Source organism: Tunicatimonas pelagia, assembly GCF_030506325.1.
GTDB classification, from domain to species: domain Bacteria; phylum Bacteroidota; class Bacteroidia; order Cytophagales; family Cyclobacteriaceae; genus Tunicatimonas; species Tunicatimonas pelagia.
The window spans coordinates 412,658-436,915 of sequence record NZ_CP120683.1 but is presented as its reverse complement, the minus strand read 5'-3'; the positions used below and the strand labels follow the sequence as shown (position 1 = coordinate 436,915).

The 24,258-nt window shown below is 45.5% G+C and carries 20 protein-coding genes; 9 read left to right on the top strand and 11 right to left on the bottom strand.

The features are described 5' to 3' along the window. Positions 1–2 precede the first annotated feature (2 nt). The 4 genes from dnaJ (at position 3) to P0M28_RS01740 (ending at position 3,472) form a co-directional block, all read left to right on the top strand. Positions 3–1,154, top strand: a complete 1,152-nt coding sequence (gene dnaJ, locus P0M28_RS01755) for a molecular chaperone DnaJ (RefSeq protein WP_302207697.1) — start codon at positions 3–5, stop codon at positions 1,152–1,154. A 203-nt stretch (positions 1,155–1,357) separates the two neighbouring features. Further along, the gene (locus tag P0M28_RS01750; protein WP_302207696.1) at positions 1,358–2,272 is read left to right on the top strand and encodes a toast rack family protein; all 915 of its coding nucleotides are present in this window, start codon (positions 1,358–1,360) and stop codon (positions 2,270–2,272) included. A gap of 427 nt (positions 2,273–2,699) precedes the next feature. Continuing rightward, positions 2,700–3,086 (top strand): hypothetical protein, encoded by a 387-nt coding sequence (locus P0M28_RS01745; RefSeq protein WP_302207694.1) that lies wholly within the window; start codon positions 2,700–2,702, stop codon positions 3,084–3,086. Then, a complete protein-coding gene (locus P0M28_RS01740; RefSeq protein ID WP_302207693.1) occupies positions 3,083–3,472 on the top strand; it encodes a hypothetical protein in 390 nt (129 codons plus the stop codon). Before P0M28_RS01745 ends, P0M28_RS01740 begins: the two co-directional genes overlap by 4 nt. A 281-nt stretch (positions 3,473–3,753) precedes the next feature. Here the strand turns inward: P0M28_RS01740 and xerD are convergent, their stop codons facing one another. Beyond that, on the bottom strand, positions 3,754–4,686 hold the full coding sequence (xerD, locus tag P0M28_RS01735) for a site-specific tyrosine recombinase XerD (protein ID WP_302207691.1): 933 nt from the start codon (positions 4,684–4,686) through the stop codon (positions 3,754–3,756). Positions 4,687–4,839: 153 nt separating this feature from the next. Here xerD and aroQ point away from each other — a divergent pair, with 153 nt between their 5' ends. The 5 genes from aroQ (at position 4,840) to P0M28_RS01710 (ending at position 7,879) form a co-directional block, all read left to right on the top strand. Continuing rightward, positions 4,840–5,268 (top strand): type II 3-dehydroquinate dehydratase, encoded by a 429-nt coding sequence (aroQ, locus tag P0M28_RS01730; protein WP_302207690.1) that lies wholly within the window; start codon positions 4,840–4,842, stop codon positions 5,266–5,268. After that, complete coding sequence (locus P0M28_RS01725) at positions 5,265–6,338, top strand: aminotransferase class V-fold PLP-dependent enzyme (protein WP_302207689.1); 1,074 nt, start codon at positions 5,265–5,267, stop codon at positions 6,336–6,338. Before aroQ ends, P0M28_RS01725 begins: the two co-directional genes overlap by 4 nt. 5 nt (positions 6,339–6,343) lie before the next feature. After that, positions 6,344–6,913, top strand: a complete 570-nt coding sequence (locus P0M28_RS01720) for a MarC family protein (RefSeq protein ID WP_302207688.1) — start codon at positions 6,344–6,346, stop codon at positions 6,911–6,913. Positions 6,914–6,976: 63 nt separating this feature from the next. Further along, the gene (gene rnhA / locus P0M28_RS01715) at positions 6,977–7,459 is read left to right on the top strand and encodes a ribonuclease HI (RefSeq protein WP_302207687.1); all 483 of its coding nucleotides are present in this window, start codon (positions 6,977–6,979) and stop codon (positions 7,457–7,459) included. Positions 7,460–7,507: 48 nt separating this feature from the next. Further along, a complete protein-coding gene (locus P0M28_RS01710) occupies positions 7,508–7,879 on the top strand; it encodes a HepT-like ribonuclease domain-containing protein (RefSeq protein WP_302207686.1) in 372 nt (123 codons plus the stop codon). 28 nt (positions 7,880–7,907) lie between these two features. On the opposite strand, the gene larC is transcribed toward P0M28_RS01710, so the two are convergent. The 10 genes from larC to P0M28_RS01660 form a co-directional block, all read right to left on the bottom strand. Next, positions 7,908–9,170 carry a nickel pincer cofactor biosynthesis protein LarC gene (larC, locus tag P0M28_RS01705; protein WP_302207685.1) on the bottom strand — a complete coding sequence of 421 codons (1,263 nt, stop codon included), beginning with the start codon at positions 9,168–9,170 and terminating at the stop codon, positions 7,908–7,910. Then, the gene (larB, locus tag P0M28_RS01700; protein ID WP_302207684.1) at positions 9,167–9,835 is read right to left on the bottom strand and encodes a nickel pincer cofactor biosynthesis protein LarB; all 669 of its coding nucleotides are present in this window, start codon (positions 9,833–9,835) and stop codon (positions 9,167–9,169) included. The genes larC and larB overlap by 4 nt, the downstream gene beginning before the upstream one ends. Beyond that, positions 9,828–10,628: an ATP-dependent sacrificial sulfur transferase LarE gene (larE, locus tag P0M28_RS01695; protein WP_302207683.1), complete on the bottom strand. Its 801-nt coding sequence runs from the start codon at positions 10,626–10,628 to the stop codon at positions 9,828–9,830. Before larE ends, larB begins: the two co-directional genes overlap by 8 nt. Positions 10,629–10,881: 253 nt before the next feature. Then, positions 10,882–12,189: an NHL repeat-containing protein gene (locus tag P0M28_RS01690; protein WP_302207682.1), complete on the bottom strand. Its 1,308-nt coding sequence runs from the start codon at positions 12,187–12,189 to the stop codon at positions 10,882–10,884. A 62-nt stretch (positions 12,190–12,251) separates the two neighbouring features. Further along, positions 12,252–13,385 carry a helix-turn-helix domain-containing protein gene (locus tag P0M28_RS01685; protein WP_302207681.1) on the bottom strand — a complete coding sequence of 378 codons (1,134 nt, stop codon included), beginning with the start codon at positions 13,383–13,385 and terminating at the stop codon, positions 12,252–12,254. 305 nt (positions 13,386–13,690) lie between these two features. Next, positions 13,691–15,985, bottom strand: a complete 2,295-nt coding sequence (gene bglX, locus P0M28_RS01680; RefSeq protein ID WP_302207679.1) for a beta-glucosidase BglX — start codon at positions 15,983–15,985, stop codon at positions 13,691–13,693. A 341-nt stretch (positions 15,986–16,326) separates the two neighbouring features. Then, positions 16,327–16,959 carry a hypothetical protein gene (locus P0M28_RS01675; RefSeq protein ID WP_302207678.1) on the bottom strand — a complete coding sequence of 211 codons (633 nt, stop codon included), beginning with the start codon at positions 16,957–16,959 and terminating at the stop codon, positions 16,327–16,329. Between the two features lie 270 nt (positions 16,960–17,229). Further along, entirely contained in the window at positions 17,230–19,044 is a 1,815-nt protein-coding gene (locus P0M28_RS01670) for a family 43 glycosylhydrolase (protein ID WP_302207677.1), read from the bottom strand. A gap of 133 nt (positions 19,045–19,177) precedes the next feature. Next, positions 19,178–20,725 (bottom strand): RagB/SusD family nutrient uptake outer membrane protein, encoded by a 1,548-nt coding sequence (locus tag P0M28_RS01665; protein WP_302207676.1) that lies wholly within the window; start codon positions 20,723–20,725, stop codon positions 19,178–19,180. Positions 20,726–20,749: 24 nt separating this feature from the next. Continuing rightward, on the bottom strand, positions 20,750–24,244 hold the full coding sequence (locus tag P0M28_RS01660) for a SusC/RagA family TonB-linked outer membrane protein (RefSeq protein WP_302207675.1): 3,495 nt from the start codon (positions 24,242–24,244) through the stop codon (positions 20,750–20,752). Between the last annotated feature and the right edge of the window lie 14 nt (positions 24,245–24,258).

The following is a 24,258-nucleotide window of genomic DNA, read 5'->3' as shown; positions in this document are numbered from 1 at the left end:
ATATGGCAAAAAGAGACTACTACGAAATTCTGGGGGTATCGCGCGATGCCTCTCCCGAAGAAATCAAGAAAGCATACCGAAAGACCGCCATCAAGTTTCATCCGGATAAAAATCCGGACAACCCTGAAGCGGAAGACCAGTTTAAAGAGGCAGCGGAGGCTTATGAAGTGTTAGGCGATGCTGAAAAGCGTCAGCGTTACGACCGCTTTGGCCACGATGGAATGCGGGGTGGAGCCGGTGGTTTTGGTGGCGGAGGTGGAATGTCTATGGATGACATTTTCTCTCAGTTTGGTGATATTTTCGGAGGAAGCGGTAGCCCGTTTGAGAGCTTTTTCGGTGGAGGAGGGGGCGGCGGTTCCCGTCAGCGACGGGGTTCTAATCTCCGTATCAAGCTAAAGCTCACGTTAGATGAAATTGCCCACGGTGTTGAAAAGAAAATAAAAGTTAAGCGGTACATCACCTGCAATACCTGCGGGGGTAACGGAGCCGAAAATGGTACGGCTCTCCGAACTTGCCCTACCTGCAATGGTAGTGGTCAGATCCGCAAAGTTGTAAACACGATGCTGGGGCAGATGGTATCGACCAATACCTGCGGTAACTGTGGCGGTGAGGGAAAAATTATAGATCGGCGTTGTGGTACCTGCAAAGGGGAAGGGCGTATTTTGGAGGAAGAAGTGATTCCGGTGAAAATTCCGGAAGGAGTAGGAGAAGGGATGCAGCTCTCTATGTCGGGTAAAGGTAATGTACCTAAACGAGGTGGAGTACCGGGCGATTTGCTTATCGTGATTGAAGAGAAAGAAGACGAAGAGCTGAAGCGTGATGGAACCAACATTGTGTACGACCTGTACATTAGCCTTATTGATGCTGCTTTGGGTATTTCGGTAGAGGTGCCTACCATTGATGGGAAGGTCAAAATCAAGATAGATCCTGGTACGCAGAGTGGTAAAATTCTTCGCCTTCGCGGAAAAGGTATTCAAGATATTAATGGCTATGGTAAGGGCGATCAGCTAATTCATGTGAATGTATGGACTCCCAAAACGCTTTCTTCCGACGAGAAAAAAACACTGGAGAGCTTACGAGATTCACCTAATTTTCAGCCGCAACCAAGTAAGGGCGACAAAAGCTTCTTTGAGCGAATGAAGGAGTTCTTTTAAACGAAGAACGGAAACCAAAGTATAGAGCTGGAAATAATGATTAATAAATAGTTGGCGTGAGACTGGGAGCTTGGTGTGAGGAGTAATGATTGATGAGTAATGACTAATTTCCAATTTCTCGTAGTCATCAATCCGTTAATCATTTTCTTTCTAAATAGCTTGACATTTATAACTTTTTTAGTTGACTACCGTACTAAGTCAACATGAGATTATATGCTTTTTTAGGATTTTTTGTAGCCACAGTTCTAATCACCGACGAAAGCGGAGCGCAGGATAAGAAACACTATCATATTACTCAAACACAGGTAGGTGAGAAAGATAAAGTTAAGCTTGAAGTAAATGCTACTACGGTAGATTGTCGCATTCACGCCACTTCCAATACGAATGTAGTTAGTGTTTACGGTTATCCTCAATCATCTCAATTTCATCCGGTTTCTAGCAGCATATCGGACGGTATAGCGCAAAATGTTACGCTGGATTTTAAGGATAGTGCCCCAACTGATTTAAGTTCGAGCATTTCTGATCGGATGCTGGGTAGCTTTTCCGAAGAAAGCGAAAAGCTAAAGCACCCTTGGTATATTTATTTGAATAAGAAAACTCCCTACGATTTATCACTGCGCTACGGTATGGGAAGTTCTACGGTAGATTTATCGGGCTTGGCTGTAGAGAATCTAAAAGTGAACACCGGAAGTTCTTCGCTGCGGATTGGCTACACCGCCCATCAGCCCAACGATGTAGTGATGGATACTTTCTACACTAGCGTAGACTTGGGCACTCTTGAGCTAGATCACCTAAACCTGGCTCGGGCTCGCAACGTAATCGCCGATATAGGCTTCGGAAAATTAGTGATGCATTTTTCGGATGATTTATCGGAGGAAAGCCAAGTAAAAGCAAGTATTGGGGCTGGGTCACTTGCTGTTTCTTTCGCAGAAATTGAGTCGCCTATTATTATTCGTGTGAGTGATTCTCCTCTATGTCGGATAGACATGCCCAGTTCTTTTAAAAAGATCAGGAAAGGCACGTTTGTTAATCAGTTCTACCAAGAAGGTGCCACCAATATTCTTTCCTTTGATATTGATGTATCCATCGGGAATGTAGAATTTACGGTAGCAGATTGATAAGCTTCTCAGCGTAAGCAGTCGAGTTTTATGGTACAGGTACCTTGAAAAAATAACTCGTTCTGGTATCAGCCTTCTTTATTCGGAGCCCTCTCAACCTAATCTCATGTAACTTTTTTGTCAACTGTCGATTTTTTAGTATAAAAAAAGCCTAAAATAGCATCGCTATGTTTCTATCTTCTCTAATACAAAATAAGGGTAGCACTCTCTTTATGGTATTTTGCTAAGAAGAACCGATAGCTCGTGCTACAGCTTTTCTATTTTACCTTCTAATACAATTAATTCTCATATTGCTCTAGTGTATCATTGAGTACGTAGTGATGAATGATAGCTTAGATAAGCTAACAACTTATACTACTGATTGTAAAAAATGATTATATAATATTTTGTATATTAACAATATATTAATATAAAAATGTTGTATAACGTGATTTTTATAAAATTATATAAATTTTTCATTATAATTGGTAGTTGTAGTGACGATGAAAACCTTACTACTTTTCAAGGAAATATAGTTTTTCCCGAAGATTTTCAACAAGACCCTAAATCTGCTGTCAGGATTTTTGGATATGACCCAAAAGGAATTGGGGATCCGGGGGACATTTTAGTCGATACCGTAATAAATTTAGATCATAATAACCACTTTGAAGTTGCTCTTTCTGGCCTTGAGGCAGGCTTCTATGTGTTACAAGTTTTTCCTTTAGATGATGATGGAGGAATAAGCGACTCTTTTAGTATTGACTGTTCACCTCACGATTGCAACAGCTTGACACCCGGCAAAAGCTATGATCTTACCATCCGCGTACTAGAATGAAAAAGTTATGGATTGTTTTAGGCTGGTTGACCTTCATAGGTTGCAGTGATCAAGAAGAGCTCACAACCTTTCAGGGAGAAGTGCTCTTACCGGATACCTACGATCTTGCAAACACCCGAGTCTATATTGCTGGAATAAAAGCAAATGGCATTGGTACGCCATCAGATCAGGTAATCGACACACTTTTAGTGCTGGACGAAAACAACTTTTTTAGCGGGGTGCTTCCCGCTGTTAATGTTCACTTCTATGAAGTAGCTATTGCGCTTCTTATTGAAGAGCAGTTTATAGAAGATCTTCTGCTGCATGGTGACAGAATCGATTGTTCTTCGTGTGTATCGTTGACTCCTGGTAAAAACCATAACCTTACCATTGAGGTAACCAGGTAACTATTCGTGCTCACTGCCTTTTTCTAGTTTTATAAAATAGTATAATTATTGAGAGTATTTCCAGCTTTTGGTAGCAGGATAGCTACCACGCTGGAAGTATTCTCTAATAACAATCTCATACGTTTAAAGGACTGTTTTCATAACTGTCTGGTAGTTATATACGAACTATTCCTGTCTCGCGATCTATCGTAAACGTGGGGTCGCCATAAAATCCGTCCACACATGTTGAGATACCCATCGATAATGACGAATGGAAGATAAAAGATACATTGTGTCAATCTTCAATCATTAAACTGAATGGGGCGCTTGGAGCGGGGATGGAATTCGGTAATCACCTGTCGCAAATAATCCCGATCAAGGTGGGTATAAATCTCAGTAGTAGTAATGGATACGTGGCCAAGCATATCCTGCACCGCACGCAAATTTGCTCCGCCTTCCACCAAATGAGTAGCGAAGGAATGACGAAATGTATGCGGACTAACTTTTTTGGTGATTCCGGCTTGTTCGGCAGCATCGCGCACAATATTGAAGATCATCACCCGACTAAGTTTGCTACCCCGGCGGTTCAAAAATAAATAGTTTTCCTGCCCTGCTTCAATATCTAAGTGCCGACGAACGTGTTCGGTGTACATCTGAATATACTTCAGCGCATCCTGCCCAACGGGTACAATTCGTTCTTTGTTACCCTTACCAATAATACGGATAAAGCCAATATCGGTGTAAAGGTTACTAATGCGTAGCTCGGTCAGTTCGGTTACCCGCATTCCAGAGCTATAGAGTGTTTCAACGATTGCCCGATTTCTAATTCCTTCGTTGCTAGAAAGGTCAATAGCTGATAGAATTTGCTCTACTTCCGGAAAGGATAACGTATCGGGAAGTTTACGATCAATTTTAGGACCCTCCAATAGCAGCGACGGATCTTTCTCAATCAATTCCCGGTAGAGAAGAAATTTATAAAAAGCTTTTACTCCCGCCAAAATGCGAGCCTGCGAGGCAGGGGTCATACCCAGATTATAGATATACTCTAGAAACGCTAACAAATGCTTCCGCTCTACTTGCAGCGGTGATACATCCCAGTCAGAAAGATCAGCAAACTGCTGGAGCTTATCAATATCACTCAGGTAGGCTTTGAGCGAATTATCCGACAGGGATCGTTCTAATCTCAGATAATCTCCAAACTCGTCAATGTAAACGTTCCAATCCTTAGCGGTCATTCCGGAAAGTCATTTTAGCGAAGGTACTGTTTTTAGCATAAAGATGATAACTTGCTCTCGAATTGAGCTACGAGTTTTGAGCTATGAGTTACGAGCTGTAAGCTAACTCACAGCTCGTAACTCATAGCTCAAGGTTCAAAACTCTATAACACTATGAACATTATCATCATCAACGGTCCCAACTTGAACTTACTAGGCAAACGTGAGCCGGAAATTTACGGTAATCTATCTTTTCGGGAGTACTACGAAGAATTGGCCGAAGTTTATAGCGAGCATTCATTAGATTACTTTCAAAGCAACTCGGAGGGAGAGTTAGTTAGTAAAATTCAGGAAGTGGGGTTTGCGGTAGACGGTATTGTACTAAACGCCGCGGCCTACACCCACACCTCGGTGGCTATTGCCGATGCCATTGCGGCCGTAGATGCTCCGGTTATTGAAGTGCATATTTCCAACGTCCACGCTCGGGAAACCTTCCGGCACCATAGCTACGTGAGTGCTGTGGCTCAGGGCATTATTGTTGGGCTAGGACTAACCGGATACAAATTAGCCATTGATTACCTCATTGAGAGTAGCCAACCATGATTACATTTTATCCCGGTCCTTCTAAAGTTTATCCAGAAGTACCGGACTACGTGCGCGATGCCTACGATGCTGGAGTGCTAAGCATTAACCACCGTAGCCCGGAGTTTATGGAAATATTCCAGCGGACGACTCAGCTGGTTAAAGAAAAACTTCATATCCCCGAAGATTACACTGTAGTCTTTAGCAGTTCCGCCACGGAGTGCTGGGAAATTATTTGTCAGTCGCTGGTAGAAAAAAAGTCGTTTCATATGTATAACGGAGCATTTGGGGCAAAGTGGCTCCGCTACGCTCAGATCCTGGTGCCGACTACCGAAAGTCTAGCGTTTGAAACTGAAAGTATTCCTGAAGTGAATAGTATTCAGGTTGGAGATTCGGAATTGATTGCACTAACGCACAACGAAACTTCTAACGGTACAGCCTTACCTTCCGACTGGATGCAAGAATTACGCGCTCGCTTTCCGGAAATATTGATTGCAGTAGACGCCACTTCCTCGATGGCCGGAGTTGATCTTTCCTGGGAAGCGGCAGATGTGTGGTTTGCTTCGGTGCAAAAGTGTTTTGGTTTGCCAGCTGGTTTAGCAGCAATGGTTCTTTCCCCAAAAGCTATTGAGCGAGTGCAAAAAATAGGAAATCGTGGGTATTACAATAGCTTATTAAATATTTATGAGCAAAACCAGCACCATCAGACCACCCATACACCCAATGTGCTGGGAATTTACTTACTGATGCGCGTAATGGAAGATCGGGAGCCTATCTCGATAATTTCAGCAGAAATAAAGGCGCGGTATAGTGAATGGAAAAAAATGTTATTTAACTTAAATTATGTTAAACATATAATTCACAATTCTCAAGTACAGTCCAAAACCGTAATTACGTTTCAGGCCGAAAAGGAGGTTATTAACCAAATTCGCCAGCAGGCAAGAGCGCACGGAATTGTATTGGGCAATGGCTACGGAAAGTTAAAAGAGACTACCCTGCGAATTGCCAATTTTCCGGCGATTACTGAGAATGATATACATCAACTGAAAGAATTTTTTGCCAACTTCGCGCCCGAAAATTCAATGCGCTAAGTTTTATGTTTCAGTTTAAAGATATTTTGTCGGTTAGTCTTATCCTCTTTTCGGTAATCGATATTCTGGGCAATATTCCTATCATTATCAATCTTCGAAAACGTACTGGTACCATTGAGTCCGGTAAAGCTACTTTGGTTTCGGGGATTATCATGTTTGGGTTTCTGTTTTTGGGTGGCCGTATTCTCCGGCTATTCGGACTCGATGCTGCTTCTTTTGCCATTGCCGGGGCTATTGTGATGTTTCTGATTGGTATGGAAATGATACTCGGTATTGAGATTTTTAAGCCTGATCCCGAAAGCGAAACCGATGCTACTATTGTTCCCCTGGCGTTTCCTCTGATTGCCGGGGCGGGTACCATGACCACCCTAATCTCTTTACGAGCTGCCTACAGTTACCCGAATATTATCGTGGGCATCGTGATTAATTTAATTTTGGTGTATATTGTGCTAAAATCCTCGGTCTGGCTCGAAAACAAAATTGGCAAAGCAGGCTTTAATATCTTACGTAAAGTATTCGGGATCATTCTGTTGGCTATTGCCATTAAGTTATTTAAAGCCCAATTTACGTTGTAAACGCCGCTAAAATTTTAGCTGTTGACCGAGAAAACGAAACTTCATTTATCCAAAAGACAGTAGATGGTAACCATATACACCGATGGTTCTTCAAGGGGTAATCCTGGTAGAGGGGGGTACGGTACAGTAATGTTGTACAAAGGACATCGTAAAGAGCTTTCGGAGGGGTATCGGCTTACCACCAACAACCGTATGGAGCTTTTAGCCGTGATTATGGGACTGGAAGCGTTGAAAAAGGGGGGTACAGTGGTAGAAGTCTATTCTGATTCCCAGTACGTAGTTGATGCAGTAAATAAAGGCTGGGTCTGGAACTGGCAGAAAAAGGACTTTAAAGGTAAAAAGAATGCTGATCTTTGGAAGCGATTTATCCCGGCGTATCGTAAGCACGACGTAACCCTCAAGTGGATTAAGGGTCATTCGGGTATTCCTGAAAACGAACGTTGTGACGAGCTAGCAGTTGGTTCGGCTGATGGAAATAGTTTGCGGGTTGATAAGGGGTTTGAAGCCAGCATCACCCACGGCAAACAAACAACTTCCGGAAAGTAGGGTTACTTTTTACAGTAAACTATTCCACCATTTTTTAATATCAGAAACATGAACGAACAAGATCAATATCACATCAATAATATAGCGAATTATATAGGCGAAATTGAAAGCTACGTACAGGGAATGGAGTACCCTGACTTTGAGCAGGAAGAGGAAGTGCGGGTAACGGTGATGGAAAACCTGCAACATATCGGTCAGGCCGCCTCTTTGCTATCTGATGAGTTTAGCAGTCAGTTTACCGATGTGGATTACCACGTTTTAGATGCCTTTAAGGCAGCTAAGTTTAACAACAGTCTAGAGAAAGGATATCAACCTATCTGGAGTATTGTGAAGAATGACCTTCCGCAGTTTCGTGATCTAATTATGACTGAATCCGAACGCATGGATATTCCGGAAGATGATGATCTAATGGAAAACTGATTTCTACTCGAGGAAAAAAGATATTTCATCAACTATTCTGGTTGACTAGTGGTCGCAATAGTTCTTGGGTCTCCAGAACCGATTTATTAAGCTTTTGACTGATCTCTCGCAGACTATCGTATTCAATCTTGCGCTGCCGCCGGCCGGAGGGTTTTATTGATTCTTTTACTTTTACGGTTCCGTACTCCGTTTCAATTTCCAGGGCATTTCGGCTCAGCATCTGCTTACCTACTTTGTAGTAGCGCAGCCCGATGGTGGGGGTGTGTTCCAGAATAAACTCGCAGGCTTTTTCCAAAGAAGGTGGGCTAGTGAGCACCGAAATCTTAAGTCCGGGTCGCCCTTTCTTCATGTGGATGGGAGTGTAGTAAAAATCCGATGCCCCTAGTTCCAGCAACTGCTGCTGAAAGTCGGATCCAAGAATTTCGCTAGACGTATCGTCCAGTTGGGTTTCAATCACGTACATCTCCGCCTGCTCAATAGGAGAAGAAGCAAGTAGCGAGACCCGCACTACGTTGGCGACGGTAAAATCTTTGGTGCCCGGCCCGTAAGCTGACTGTTTTATCGCTGACGTAGGAACCGAAAAATCAGGGTTCAGATACTGAAGAATCGCCGCTCCGGTAGGAGTAGTTTTTTCGCCCGGCTCATTCCCTTTGAAAGTAGGGATTCCGCGTAGTATATCCGCTGTGGCCGGTGCCGGTACGGGCAACACTCCATGCTGGGTTTTTACCGTGCCACTACCCAAGCACACCGGATCGGAGTAGGTTTTTTCTACGTTCAGCGTATCCAGCATCACGGCGCAACCCACAATATCTAAGATAGAATCTACCGCACTTACCTCGTGAAAGTGAATTTTCTCTAGTGGTATATCGTGTACTTTGGATTCGGACTTACCGATAATTAGAAATATTTCTTTCGCAATTTTTCTAGCGTTATCACTAATCTCCGCCTTATCAATAATGTCGTTGATATGGGATAGGTGGCGATGAGCGTGGGAATGATTATGCGAGTGAGAATGTCCTTGGTCGTGAGAGTGCGTATGTTTGTGGGAGTGCGAGTGTGTGGTGGCACCCTGCCCATTGGGTTGAGCCGCTTCATTTAAATCAATGATTTTGACGTGCTTGCAAACAATACCATTCTTATTCACGGTACTGATTTCTACTTTGCCATCGGGCAGGTTAAGTTTTTCGGGTAAGCCGATTACTTCGTCGTATCCATCGCATAAACCGCAGAGGGCACTCAGTAGCATATCTCCGGCCAGTCCGGCAAAGGGTTCAATATACAGTACACTCATGGTTGATTTGGTTTAAAAGTATGTAGCATCCGAAAGGCTGCAATCGCCGCTCCGTAGCCATTATCAATATTGACCACCGTGATACCATTAGCACAACTCGCCAGTAAGCTGTGCAGAGCTACCTGACCCTCGGCCGCTACTCCGTAGCCTACACTAGTGGGTACCGCAATAATGGGCTGAGCTACGAGTCCGCCCAACACCGTGGGTAGTGCGGCCTCAAACCCGGCCACTGCAATAATAATTTTATACGTTTTGATTTCCTCGAGGCGGTTCATTAGCCGATGCAAACCAGATACCCCTACATCCTGAATACGGCTGGCGGTTACGCCTAAGTAACGGAGGGTGTAAAATACTTCGTTAACCACGTAGGCATCGGAAGTGCCCCCGGAGACAATGACTATCGCGGGGTCAGTTTTATTGCTATCATTTAGGTTCAGCCCAAACACCCCAGATTCTTCATCAAAAAAGGCTTCGGGAAATTCTGCTAACAGAGGCTGGGCTTTTTCGGCCTGTACTTTCGTAGCTAAAGCAGGTATTGCTTGTTGCTGGTGGTAGGCGAGGATGCTTTTCAGTTGTTCCACCGTTTTAGACTGACCAAAAATTACTTCGGGAAAACCCAGTCGGCCTTTTCGGTCTAGGTCAATATTAAAGTTATCGCTACTCATGCAGAGCACGGTTTAGTTTACCCGAAACCAAACCTTCTCCATCAATAGTGCAAAAGGTAAAACCTAGCTGCCTAATCTCTTCCGAAACCAGGGGGAACACCGCCTGTAACCGCGCCATTTCTTGAGCGGGGACTTCTACGCGAGCTTCCTGCTGAAAGTGACGAACCCGCACATCCTGAAAGCCGTACCGATTGAGGATTGCCTCGGCAGATTCAATCTGTTTCAGCTTCTGTCGGCTGATGCTATCTCCGTAGGGAACCCGGGAGCTAAGGCAGGGACTAGCGGGTTTGTTCCAGTGGGCTAAACCGAGATGTTTGGCGATTTCTCTTACCATTTGTTTATTGATGCCACAATCTACGAACGGCGATGCTATGTTGTGTTCACGAGCGGCTTGTAAGCCCGGACGATAATCGCCTAAATCGTCGGCATTGGTGCCGTTTAGCAGCGTGTGTCCGGGGTATTTTTCTTTTAATGAAGTAAGAGCGATGTACAAATGGTTTTTACAGAAGTAACAGCGGTTGGCCGGATTTTGCAAGTAGTTCTCATCGTTTAGTTCATCGGTGCGAATAATCTTCAACTTAATTCCATACTTTTCGCAGAAGTCAATGGCTAAATCTAAATCGCGCTGCTTTAAACTGGCGGAGGCCGAAATACATCCAATGGCTTTATCGCCCAAAAAATGATGCGACAGATACAACACCAAGCTAGAATCTATTCCGCCCGAAAAAGCGGTGATGGTTTGCTTGCGCTGTTTAAACCATACTTCCAACACGTCTAAATATTTCTCTACCATACTATCCCGATAGTTGTGTAATAACGATAATATCTGAACCTCAAACTATTTAATGTTCAGCAGACTATCAAGGAAAATAGCGCAGTAATCATTTTTTTTAACGGTGAAATTAGTGAGGGGCAGGAGTCGGAAGGTTGAAGCCCAAAGTAGAAAGTCTATAATAAAGAAGGCAGCCTACTTAGACTGCCCTCAGTTTACTTCATTACTGCTTTACTTCACTGCTAAAAGCTTAGAGAGTAGCAACAATGTTTTGCTAAAACTGAATAAAGCGAAGTGCCCGTTCCCCGAACTGAGAAATGTACAGGCGACGTGCAGCTGTATCAACCGCAATGCCATTGGGGTTAGAAAACGTAGCGGTGGCTACCGGACCATCGTTGCTACCGTTGGCACCAGTGCCGGCCAAGGTGCTTATCTGCCCAGCCATCGTTACTTTGAAAATCTTATTATCGCCTATCCCCGTGGCGTAAATATCTCCTTCAAATAAGGTGATATAGCCAATAGCAAAGAATTCTACCAGGTCAGGAATTTGAGCGATAAGGCTAATAGTGCCGGTACCAGCATTCACCCGGTAGATTGACCCGTCATTAAAATTGGCGGTGATAATATTTCCATCTTCGTCTATATCAATTCCTACACAGCCGGTTAGTCGCTGATCTTGAGCCACTACCGAAACTGTACCGTCGGGAGTAATTTTATGCAGAAGTGGCCCCGCAAAATTAGCGATGTACAGATTATCATTACTGTCTACAGCAATTCCCGAAGGCCAACCGGGCAAGGTAGCTATTTCGGCGGTGCTGCCATCGGGAGTAACCCGAACTACTTTGCCATCAAGTCCATCGCCGCCATTTTCGTGGGTGAAGTAGAAATTACCTTGGCTATCCATTCCGCCACCCATGGGGGCAATAAATCCGCTGGCTTTCTCGCTGACTTCGCCCTCGGGAGTAACGGCTAGTACTTTTGTGCCTAACCCTATTTGCAAATCGTTATCAAATGCGCCAAAATCAGAGGCGATAATTGTACCGTCGGAGGCTACGAATAAACCGTCGCTGGCCCCAAAATTGGGAATAAGAGTTTGTACTAACAGCTCTTCACTTAACTGGAAAGGAGCATCAGTTTGAGCTATAACAGTAAACGGAGTTTCTTCAAAAGTGCCGATGCTGGCCACGTACACAATATAACTTTGGGTAGCATCGAAAGCTTTCCCCAGCGCATCGGTTTGATCGGCTCCCAATCGTAGTGTGTGCTCACTTTCGGTATTGTCCACCACGGTTTGCTGTTCAGCCGAAAAGCCGTCAATTAATTGCTCAGTTACCGAAGCGGTATCGGCAACTTGGGCAAAGAACAGACTAAACCGGTCTACATCGCCCGACTGGCTAGGCGTTTCAAAGCGTACTTCAATATCCGAAGGATTATCAACGTTTCCCTGATCGGCTAATTGTATATTTTGAGCTACCAATTCTGCCGTGGGAATAACCGGGCCATCGGCTGTATCATCTTCAGTGCAGGCAAGTACTCCGAGTGTGAGGGAAAACAGAAAAAAGATGTGTGAAAATTGTTTCATGTTCGGTGAGATTAGGTTTTCCCCAAAACACCGAAAACCAGGCTACGAACCCGCCTTTCTGCTCACAACTGGGTGTTTCTGTACCCATCGCTACTCCTGCTGTTCACAAATTGGGAGGGAGTAAATCCGGTTTCAGCTTTGAAGGAGGTGTTAAAGGCCGACTTGGAGCTAAAGCCCGAATCAAAGGCTAAACCGAGCAGCGTTTTCTGTTCGTGCTCCTTATTTTTTACCCGACGGACAAACGACTGTACCCGGTATCTGTTGACGTACTTGTAGAAAGTTGTCTGGTACACCTGGTTTAGCAACCAACTTAGATTGTTGGGTGAGGTGTCTATCATATCGGCCAGTTTTTTGAGTGTGAGGTCATCTTGCAAGTACACGTGCTCTTCTTCCAGGTAAAACTGAAGTCGCTTTTTTAGCCGTTGTACCGTAATGGGGTCTAGTCGGTCGCGCTTTACTTGCGTTTTAGGAGGTACGTGTACACGGAAAATTTCCGGTTGTCGGAGGCTGTAGTAACCAATGAGATAGGTCAGAATCGGAATGGCTACCCAAAAGGTGCTGTAATTCAGTACGGGCAAGTACGTCTGAAATCCGTAGGCAGCAATAAAACTAACCACCCAAAGCAGTCCGAGTATGGTCAGAAACCCTACGACAATGATGGAAAAAGGTAAGGCTGTTTGAGGAAATGAAATTTGCTGATCTTTTACCCGCCGGTAGGTCTGAATCAGTTTAGAAATACGGAACAGATACACAAATAATGAAATGATGCCTCCGGCCTCTACTGCTAAGAAAATATACTGAAAAGTCACTTCTTGGTATAGCTGCATAAAGTGTTCTAAACTCAAACTCAGTGTCCAGAGAAAGAAAAGTGCATTTAGTAAAGCGGGTACATATTCCCAAACTTGTAGTGCGGGGCTACCTGTCTTCTGTAAAAATAGTCGGTGGAAATAAGCGTACAACCAGGGGCCGAACAGAAAGATAGTTGTATCGGCCAGAATGGCAAACCGCCAAACCCAGAGTTCTTGCACCCGGAGCAGAGCGATTCGCCCAAAGAGCATCAGCACGGCAATGAGCAAGCAGCGCGTTAGCATTCGGTTAGCTTCTACGTTGCGGTTTTGCAGCGATTGTAGGGCAATTACCAGAAACAGCCCTTGGCTGATTCCTAAGAACAGCAGAATATCAAAAAAGGAGTACATAAGCGCGGTAAATCCAAGCACGAAGATAAGCGACCAAATTAGAAGTAACGCTTGTTTGTACCCAAACGGCTCGGCTAAGGTGCTTCTGCTTAGTTTTGTTCGCTCTGCTAAGAGTGTGTTTGGATTTTATTTTTAGAATTTATTATGAGGTGTTTTTCGGACAGACGAGACTCTTTTTGAGGAGGATAGCCTAAGCTATCGTCCGAAAAAAAGGCGAAGTATGGGCGGAAAACAGCCATCAGAAAACTAAAGGATAAAGTTCAAACACGCTCTAAGTACTTAGCCCACTTTTCTGAATTGCCCAGCTATTTACTCCACTGAACTGCTTGGGTGGTGACATCAGCTGAGTTACCGCCAATCATTATCTCGAACTCACCCGGTTCCCAAACATAGTCCAGATCGTAATTATAGAATTTCAGATCATCAGGAGTAATTTCAAAGCGCACCGTTTGGGTTTCACCCGGAGCTAAGCTGATTTTTTGAAATCCTTTCAACTCTTTCATTGGGCGGGTGATAGAACCTACCACATCGCGAATGTAGAGTTGTACTACTTCCTGCCCACTATACTCACCGCTGTTGGTTACCTCAATGCTGGCTTGTAGCGTTTCGTTTCCAGTTAGACTGGTCTTGCTTAGTTGTAGCTCGCCGTAGTCAAAAGTAGTGTAGCTGAGGCCGTAGCCGAAAGGGTAGAGGGGTTCATTCGTAACATCCAAATAATTAGACCGGAACTTCTGAAACCACTGTCCTTCGGGTAGAGGCCGACCCGTATTTTTGTGATTATAATAAATTGGTATCTGCCCCACGTTCTGCGGAAAAGTCATCGCTAGTTTTCCCGACGGATTAACATCCCCAAACAGCCCATCAGTAATAGCATCTCCGGCTTCGCTACCGGCAAACCAAACATTCAGAATAGCCGGAACGTGCTCATTCGCCCAGGTGATAGATAGCGGGCGACCGGTAAATAGTACCATCACCACGGGCTTACCAGTTGCTACCAATGCTTCCAGCAATTTTCGCTGACTTGTGGGTAAATTAATATCTGTGCGGCTGGAGCTTTCTCCGCTCATTTCGGCCGCTTCGCCTACGGCGGCAACAATCACATCGGCATCCTTGCTGACTTCTACTGCTTCTTCAATCATTTCTTCCGCCGAGCGGGAATCGCGGTAGGTGGGTTTGCCAAAGATACTTACTCTACTTTCCAGTAGAGCGTCCTCTACAATATTAGCCCCTCGGGCGTAAGTGATGGTGGCATTGTCGCCCAAGGCATTAATCAGTCCGTCGTATAGCGAAACTGATTCGGAAAAGTTGGCCGCTACGCTCCAGGTGCCGGGCATATTTTCTCGATTTTTCGCCAGTGGGCCTACCAAAGCAATCTTAGTATCCTTTGACAGTGGCAATACATTGTTTTCGTTTTTGAGTAGAACGAAGGTTTGGGTGGCCATTTCCCGAGCCTCCTGCCGGTGTTCCGACGAAAAAATAACCTCTTCGGCTTCTTCCGCACGGCAGTAGCGGTACGGGTCGTCGAAAAGTCCCAACTGGAATTTGGCTATCAGAATCCGCCGACAAGCCTCGTCAATCTGATCTTCGGAAAGCTTACCTTCATTGAGCGATTCCTGAAGCGTAGTCAGAAAACCCTCGCCCACCATGTCCATATCAACCCCAGCTTGAAGAGCTTTGGCCGATACCGTTTTCAGGTCACCTAAACCGTGTGCGGTCATTTCATTAATGGCGGTATAATCGGTTACCACAAACCCATCGAAATCCCACTGATTACGGAGTACGTCGGTCATCAGCCATCGGTTAGCACTGGCCGGAATACCGTCTACCTCGTTAAACGCAGTCATCACGCTACCCACTCCCGCCTCAACGGCAGCTTGATAGGGTGGAAAGAAGGTGTTGTACATCTTCAGACGGCTCATATCCACGGTATTGTAGTCGCGGCCCGCTTCGGAGGCGCCGTACAACGCAAAGTGTTTCACACAAGAAAGTATGGTGTTAGGCTGCGATAAATCACCCCCCTGGTAGCCGTTCACCATCGACTGGGCTATCTGCGAACCTAAATACGGATCTTCGCCGGAGCCTTCGGATACGCGACCCCAGCGCGGATCACGGGAAATATCAACCATCGGCGAGAAAGTCCAACAGATACCATCGCTACTGGCTTCTTCCGCCGCCAGACGGGCGGTTCGTTCAATCAATTCCATATCCCAACTACAGGCCAGCCCCAACGGAATAGGAAACATAGTTTCGTAACCGTGAATCACGTCCATCGCAAATAGCAGCGGAATTCCCAACCGACTTTCCTCTACCGCTACCCGCTGAATATCCCGAATCTTCTCTACCGATTTAACATTGAACAATCCACCAACTTTTCCCGCCTTAATATTTTCGGCAATGTTGGAGCTGGCGGCCTGTCCGGTAGTAATATCTCCAGCAGCGGGTAGGTTTAGCTGACCAATTTTTTCCTCTAGCGTCATTAGTGCGATAATGGAGTCAGCTTTAGCTCGGAACTGACTTGCTTGATGAGGCTGTGCTGAAGTAGATAGAGAAATAGTTAGCCCTAAGACGAGAGATTGTGCTAGAGGAGTAATTCTTTTCATTATAGAATAGGTTGTTAGTACACTGTGTAAAAAATTTATGTATACTTATTTTGTCATGGCGAGTCCGCGAATCGGACGGTTCGCCGCGCGATCGCCGACGCGACCATCTCACGCACCATCCGCCGTAACGCAGGATTGCGGCATCGGCTGTCCGACACGTCGCTCATTCTTCGCTTCTCGCAACGCTCGGCGTCCGATGACGATATAAAACATTTGAAAACTTCTTACACAGTGTATTAGTTATAACACGAGATAGATTTTTTATATTTTAATAAGGTTTTAGACAAATACTAAAAACTAATGATTGTGACCGTATCATTTTGAACTTCAATAAGTTCAGTTCATTCAAATTTCTTTAAATCTTTTCTCGTTTCTTTAATTAGGATAGTGAAGGTGGATTTGATTTCCTCAAGCACACTAGATAATTCATGAATTTTATCTAAAGTAGCTTTTTCATTAATATCAATTGACTTCTCCACTCTACCTTCCAATTCAGTTCCCTTAGCGCCATCCCTTACATCATAAAGAAGCTCTAGATCACACTTTAGTACATTTATTTCAGCCAATATCTTTAGAAACTTGCCTGAGGGGCCTTGGCTCAAAAAATCTTTCTCATCCAAATCATAGTAGAGGAAGATTGCATTAGAAATGTCATAAGAGGAGTCATTAATCTTTTGGAACTGATACTCAATATTTTTAGATATTTCTACTTGAATTTCCTCAGGAATAACTCCTTCCTCAACCCATTTTAATGAGAGCTTAAAAAAGTGAGATGTACTATCCAAAACAGAAACCAGAATAAACCATTGACTGACTGCTTTTTCCATAACAGCTAACTTTTTGACAAAATACTCCTTCTTCAGTGCAGCTTCGTATTCTTTATCTTTTAGCTTCAAATCAAACAGCTTTGTGACAAGTACAGTAAAGATTGATACCAGACCTCCAATAACAACACCAATTATAGTTTCACTCATACTAACATGCTAGATTGAAGTGCGCTAAATAACGTGAACTATGGATTAGATTTTATCAATGGCAATCTATAAGCACCTGATTTTCAGTGTCTCACCCTCAAGCCGGGTGGCTCATACTTTTTCCATCGATGAAAAAGTATGCAAAAAATCTAGGAAGCTTTGAAACTCACTTCGCTCAGACAGCAAATCTTCCCCCAAACGGCGAAAAATCAGTTTTTAATCCATAGTTCACGTTAAATAATATTGAATTTTTTATATAATCGGAAAAAATTACTCGACCTTAATTACATCTAACCGTTCGGAAACGCCGTTTTCATTGAAGGCTTCTACGCTAAAATAGTAGGTCTGATCCACGTTCAAGCTTTTCAACTCCAGTTGAGTTTCGTCGTAGAGCAGCCAGGAGCTATACAGTTTATCGGGAGCGATACCCCACAACACATTATAGCCCTGAGCGGCTTCATTTTCTTTCCAGCTAATTACTGCATCGCGACGGTCAGTCTTTCGCTGTACTGAAAATCCTTTAACCGGGTGAGGGACTTTTCCATCACTTTTTCCGAATACGCGCAAACCGGAGATGGCTAAGTACGGGGTGGGAATCTGGATATTGCGGTAGCGGATGTATCGGTATTTCTGCGGTGTAGATAGTTCTACGTAATCGTTGGGGGTATCCTCGTAGCTATTTTTTCGGTCAACCAGTACTTCCCAACTTTCTCCGTCAGCGGAACCCTCTACCCAGTAGCGATGCTGCAAACCGGAAACTTTGCCGTACAATCCGGCCTGGTGGTCGGCAAAGTTTACTTGAATGGCGTAAACAGTGGCTGGAGTTTCTAGGTCAATTTCTAACCATTGCTCATCATTGTTTTCTTGTGCTAGCCAGTAGGTTTTTACATTTTCGTCTACGGCCTGAGTTGCCGAATAATTATCTTGACTTGAAGATACGGTTACTGGTTTTTGGTAGGAAAGTAGCATCCAACCAGCAAAACCTCCCTGCTGACCCGGAACCGCTGGAGCAAAGTGCGGATAATCACCGAAGTAGGTGTCGGAGTACATCAGGCCGTCTTCATCAAAAAAAGTGGGAAACATTCCGATGCGTCGCTCCCAACCAATGTTGATTGCCACTGCCATTGTAGCGAAGTGCCAGTAAATATCTAACGGTCCTTTTACTGTGCTGCCGTGTCCAGCCCCGTTAATAAACCCGCCTGGTTTGTAAGAAAATGGATTATTAGGCGCGTATTCGTACGGTCCTAGTGGATTATCACTGATATAAACTCCGTCGCCGTACACATTGAACTCCGTGCCGGGGGCGGCATACTGCAAGTAGTATTTATCGTTGTACTTGGTCATCCACGGCCCCTCAATATAGCCACCCAGTATTGTATCGGCGTGGTTTTCCCCGAATCGCTCCCAGCCGTGCTGTTCCGGTTCAAGGTTAAACAGTTCGTATACTTCTTCGCTCGGGCGGAAGTTTTTGTCTACATCCAGCGTGCGGGCACGAATCGGGAACTTGTTAGAAGACCCCCAGAAAATGTACCCTTGCCGATCATCGTCGATAAACAAAGCCGGATCTTGCAACTGGGTTAGTATGGCCGGAGTTGCCTGCCACTCTCCCTTGGCAGGGCGATCGCTGTATAGCACGCTCATGGCACCGGACGGATTGCCCGCTACGTACAACAAAGAATCTTGGTAGTTGAAAGCAGCCGGAGCATTAGACCCTTCAAAGTACCACTGCTGGGGTTTGATAAATCGCCAGTTCAGTAAGTCAGTAGAGTGCCAGTAGCCCATCGAGCGGGTCACAAACATATAGTACTCATCGCGAAACTCCACCACCGCTGGGTCAGCCCCCGACCGGTACGACAGGTCGCGATGGGCGTTATAAATCATGTAGGTATAATCAAGATTAATTGGGTTGCAATAGGTACGCATCTGAGTCTCTTGAGCGAGAACGTCAAAAAACAAGAGTATTAACGTAGCCGACCGTAAAATGTGAAGGATGGAGAAGGGAGAACGGAGAAAGGAAAACGGAATATCTTTTCTGTCCTCCGTTTTCCGTCTTCCGTTTTCCATTTTCCGTATTGTTAAATTCATTCGTAAGTAAAGTTTAGATTAGTTGAGCCGTTTTTTACGGGTGGTTTACCTGTAATTAAAGGAGAAGGGAAGATGGAGAATGAAGGACGATCATTGTCTTTCACCTTTCTGTCTTTTCCATCCTCCGGTTTCATTAACCATTATTATTCTGGGCAGCTTCCCGAACTTGGGGTAAAAGATCTTGCTGCTCCAGTGGGTACGGCAAGTAGCGATCAGTAGCAGGATCGTAGCTGCGTTCGGCGTAGTTTAGCTCGTCGGTTCGGTTATAGCGGGTAAGGTCATAAAAGCGGACTCCCCATTCCGTACCGAACTCAGCAAACTTTTCATCCAACACATCATCCAGCGTTACTCCGCTAAGTGGTGCCATGCCTACCCGGGTGCGTACCAAGTTCACTGCTTCGTCGGCGGTAATGGACGAACTAGTAGCCCCGTTCACCAAGGCCTCGGCGTGCATCAGCAGTATTTCTGCGTAGCGAATGACTTGGAAGTTGTTATTTTCACCGTAGGTGAACCGACCGGGCGTAAGCTGGTCGGAAGGTAAGTAAAACTTACCACTCAGAAAGTTGTAGCGGGGATGATTGTTAAACGTATCACCCGACTGCGTAGTGTTAGAAACCCAATCGGGCAACGTAGCATAATCCGGGTCTGACTGAATTTCGGCAATCCCATCGGGGGTGAACAAGACAGTAGTTTCCAGTCGCTCGCGCTCGCCCCGGTCGAGCATAAATTTTACGTACTTTACACTGGGTTCCCAGAAGCCCCAGCCACCCCCAGCTCCTTCTACCGCCGGGGTCCAGTTAGAGGGTCCGAAGAAGTTCCACAGGTAGCGAGTCCGGGTGCCGGATGCCATACCAAAATCTGAGTACTGCCACTCCAGCAGGCTCTCGTCGCTCAGCTTTCCGGGTATTTTGAACAGTTGGTAGTAATCTTCTACTAAAGAGAATGCGTTGGTACCGATAATTTGACTGGTAGCGTCGGCTACCGCTTGGTAGTCTTGTAGTTCCAGATGAGCCATTGCCTTCACTGCCAAAGCCGTATAGCGGGTTACCCCGCCGGGTACGTCGGTGCGTTCGTTCGGGCGTACGTTGGGCAGTAAGGGAATTGCTTCATCCATCTGAGCTGACAGGTGCTGCATTACTTCCTCAAACGAGCTAAGTTCAATATCAAATAAGTCATTGGGGCTGGAGGATTCAGGAATGAGAATGCGTTCCCATAATTTTGCTAATTGCAGTATTTCAAAGGCTCGCATCACCTTTATTTCGGCAATGTATTGGTCGGCGGCAGAAGCATCGGCTCCAGCTTCTTGGTATTTCTCAATCTCCTCCATCGCTCCGTGCCAATATAAAATATCGGTGTACAGATTAAGCCAAGTAGAATTATACATCCAGAAGTTACGATCATAACGAAACTCATCGGTAGCGGTAAGTGGCACTTGATCACCAGCAGCATTCACATCATCGCCCCGTACCGAGATAATCGGGAAAGTTGCCCACTGCGAATCGTTTAGCTCGGCGTAGGAGCCGTAGAGCATCAAAATCATATTGCTCGTCTCCGAGTAATCAATATTCTCCACTATATCCTGATTTTGCAGAGGTTGCTCGAGCTGATCTTGACAAGAGACTGCCCACAAAAGTGACAGTGTTAGCACTGGTAAGCGATATATTTCCTTATGAAATTTCATAATACTATTCATTTGAATTAATTGCTAAAGAGTAATATTTAATCCAATGGTGTAAACGGCTGGAATGGGGTACACCTGACGGTCAATACCATCGTTTACTTCCGGGTTAAAGCCGTTGTAGTTAAAAACTGTTAGTGGTCGTTCGGCGGTCAGGGTTAGGCGGGTTTTGGGTAAGTTTTCACCGTACCAAGGTTGTTGGGAAAGCAGGTACGACAAGCGGACATTCTGAATGCGGAAGTAGTTACCGTCTTCCACAAAGTAATCACTCATATTCTGATTCCAGCCTTTTCGCAGCCCAGCGGCCGATGGGTAGCGATTGGATGTGCCCGGGCCTCGCCATAAGTTGTTAATTAGTTCGGCATCCAGATTGGTATCGTTGGTAAAGATGATTTCCCCCCGCTTGCGGTTTAGGATTTGATGACCTGTTTGACCCTGGAAGTTAGCGGTAAGATTAAAATTCTTATACGATAGCCCAAAGTTGAAGCCATAGTTTAGGGTAGGTAGGTACGATCCGAGTACCACTCGATCATCGGCATCTACCACCCCGTCGCCGTTTTGGTCGCGGAAGAAGAAGTCACCGGGTTCCAGACTGTTGTCAGTGATAAATTCCTGGGTATAACCACTGCTATTGATCTGCTCTTCATCTTGAAACACACCTACCACTTCGTAGCCGTAGAAGGCTTGGAAGGGTTCGCCGATAATGGATCGCTGGCGAAATTCTCCTGAACCGGCGTTTAGGTATTGGACATCACCGCCCAAGCTCAGCACTTCGTTGTTTAGTGTGGCCAAATTTCCCCCGATATTGTAGGAGAACCCATCTAGAAAGTTATCACTCCAGTTGAGGCTAAGCTCTAAGCCTTCGTTGCGAATTTCGCCGCGGCTGCGTCGCTCCGTATCCCGAAATACCGGAGGGATGATTCCCACTGCCAGATTCTCGGTATCGCGGATGAAGTAGTCGGCTTCTACTGATAAACGCTCGTTAAATAGTCGGGAAGTAAGGCCGATGTTGATCTCCTCGGTAGTTTCCCACTGTTCAATCAGGTCGAAGGTAGGGCGTAAGCGACGTCCGGTAACCAGCACCCCATCAATAGCGGTAGTGGTTTCTTCCAGGGTGGGTGCCCCCACGGCTGGGCGGATATTATCGTTGCCCAGTTGTCCCCAGCTACCGCGTAGTTTGAGGAAGTCTATGAAGTTGGCATTAAAGAAATTCTCTTCTGAGAGCACCCAGCCCGCACCAAAGGTGAAGAAGTCTCCCCACTGCTGCTGAAATTTATTGTTACCATCACGACGGTAGGTAGTATACAGTAAGTAGCGGTCGTCGTAATTGTACGCTACCCGACCGAAGAACGACTGGAAGAACAGTTGACCGTTAATCGTTCGGTTACCGAAGATGTCCTCATTATCTCCATCGGTACCCGTTGCATCGCCAATATTGTCAACATCGAAGTTCAAAGCCCGGGATAGGTACCATAATTCCTGTTGATCGCGACTTGGGATAGGCGAAATATCTTCTCCCCGAACAAATAATAGCTCGGCGTACTCACTACGGTAGGAATAGCCACCAACTACGGTTAAGAAGTGATCGCCAAAGTTGTTTTCGTAAGTCAAGAAGTTATCCCAAACCTGGTCAAATGTCGCTAGATTATTGCGCCGGATGGCCGAAAGAAAATCTTGATTACCGTCAGCGTAGGCAAAATCCACATTACGAGCGGTCTTTCCTTCTAAGCTGTAGTTGTACGATGAGCGGAAGGAAAGAATATTAGGCACGATGTCAATTTCGCCATAGAAGTTCCCGTTAACCGTTCCCGTTTGGTTACGGTCATCATTATACAACAGTGGATAAAGTGGGTTTTGGCTTTGACGGTAGCCAATCAGTTGAGCATTAGAAAGTTGATCTTCGTTTGCTGTGTTCAGCTCATCGTAAACCGGAAGAATAGGAACAGCAAAGTAGCCCCGAAACCAAGCCGCATTTTCACCCACAAATTGGCGGGAAGTGCTCACATTGAAGTTACCCCCTACTGTTAACCAGTCTTTTACTCTCGAGTCGAGCTTGGTGCGAAAATTAAGCCGGGTGAAGTCGTTACGGGCTGATTTTAGCAATCCTTGTTGATTAAAGTAACTACCACCGATGGAGTAGCGGGTTTTGGCACCACCGCCGTTGAAGCTCAGTGTATGATTCTGGATGCTAGCGGGTTCCATAATTACGTCGTACCAATCAGTATTTACATTCGGTATGCCGGGGTTGGTGCTACTTTGACCGAAGCGTTGTATAGCATTGTCAACAAACTCGATATCCGCGGCTGAACCGGTTTCATTTACGTAGCGTACAAACTGCTCGGTATTCGCCATTTGAAGCACGTTCTGCGGATTTTGAATGCCGTAGTAGCCATCGTACACAATTTCAGGCGCTTGCTCATAGTCGCCCGACTTGGTTTCAATCAGCACTACGCCGTTGGCGGCTCGCACTCCGTAAATGGCGGAAGCTGAGGCATCTTTGAGTACCGAAAGGGTCTCGATGTCGTTGGGGTTGAGGAAGTCAATGTTATCGAAGAACATTCCATCAACCACATAGAGTGGCGCGGCATTGCCCTCGAATGAGCCAACCCCTCGTACCCGCACCGTAGGCGAAGCTCCCGGAGCACCATTGCTTACAATTTGTACCCCAGCTACCCGTCCCTGAAGAGCTTGCATAGCCTGAGCGGTAGGGGTCTGCTGAATTTCCTCCGCATCGACGGTAGAAATAGCCGAAGTCAAATCTTTTTCCTCCTGAGTTCCGTATCCCACTACCACAATCTCAGAAAGGGAGGTAATGCTGGGAGCCATCGCTACGTTGATGATGGTCTGATTCCCTACGTAGATGTCTTCGGTTTCGTAGCCTACTGAAGAAAATGAAAGTGTATCTTCGGGAGAGGCTTCTATCCGGTATTTTCCGTCCAGATCAGTGACCGTTCCAGTAGACGTTCCTTTAATGATTACATTGACCCCGGGCAAGGTGCTATTATCGGATAAATCAGTAATTGTCCCGGTAATGACGGCCACGTAACGCTGGCGGGATGCCTTCCACTGAGAAAAACTACGAGATACTACAGGTGGTACTTGATCCGGCGAAGTGGTGTTTTGGATAGATTTTTTTTCCACCTTCGGTAATTTCGCTCGCTTCTGGAGAATGTAGTAATCCGCCTGAAACTGCCGAAACTGTAAGCCCATCGGTTTAACGAGTTGGTGTATAGTTCCTTCCAGTTGGTTCTTGGATACAGATAGTAGGCGTTGCGCCTGCTGAATATCGATGGTTTTATCATTCACCAAATCGCTCTGATAGGTAATTTTGATGTCATGCTTTTTTTCTATCTCAAACAGGGTCTGTTTGAGCGATTGAGCGGTTGTTTGCTCGGGAGTTGAAGCCGTAGCTGTCCAGTGGGCAGCTAGCTCCTGAGCTGAGGCCGAAAAAGTAGCCAGAAAAAGAAACAATAAAGCGATCAGCCTAGCTGACCGTTGCGGGGGAGGTACGGATGTGTTCATAGTGTAATCATTGG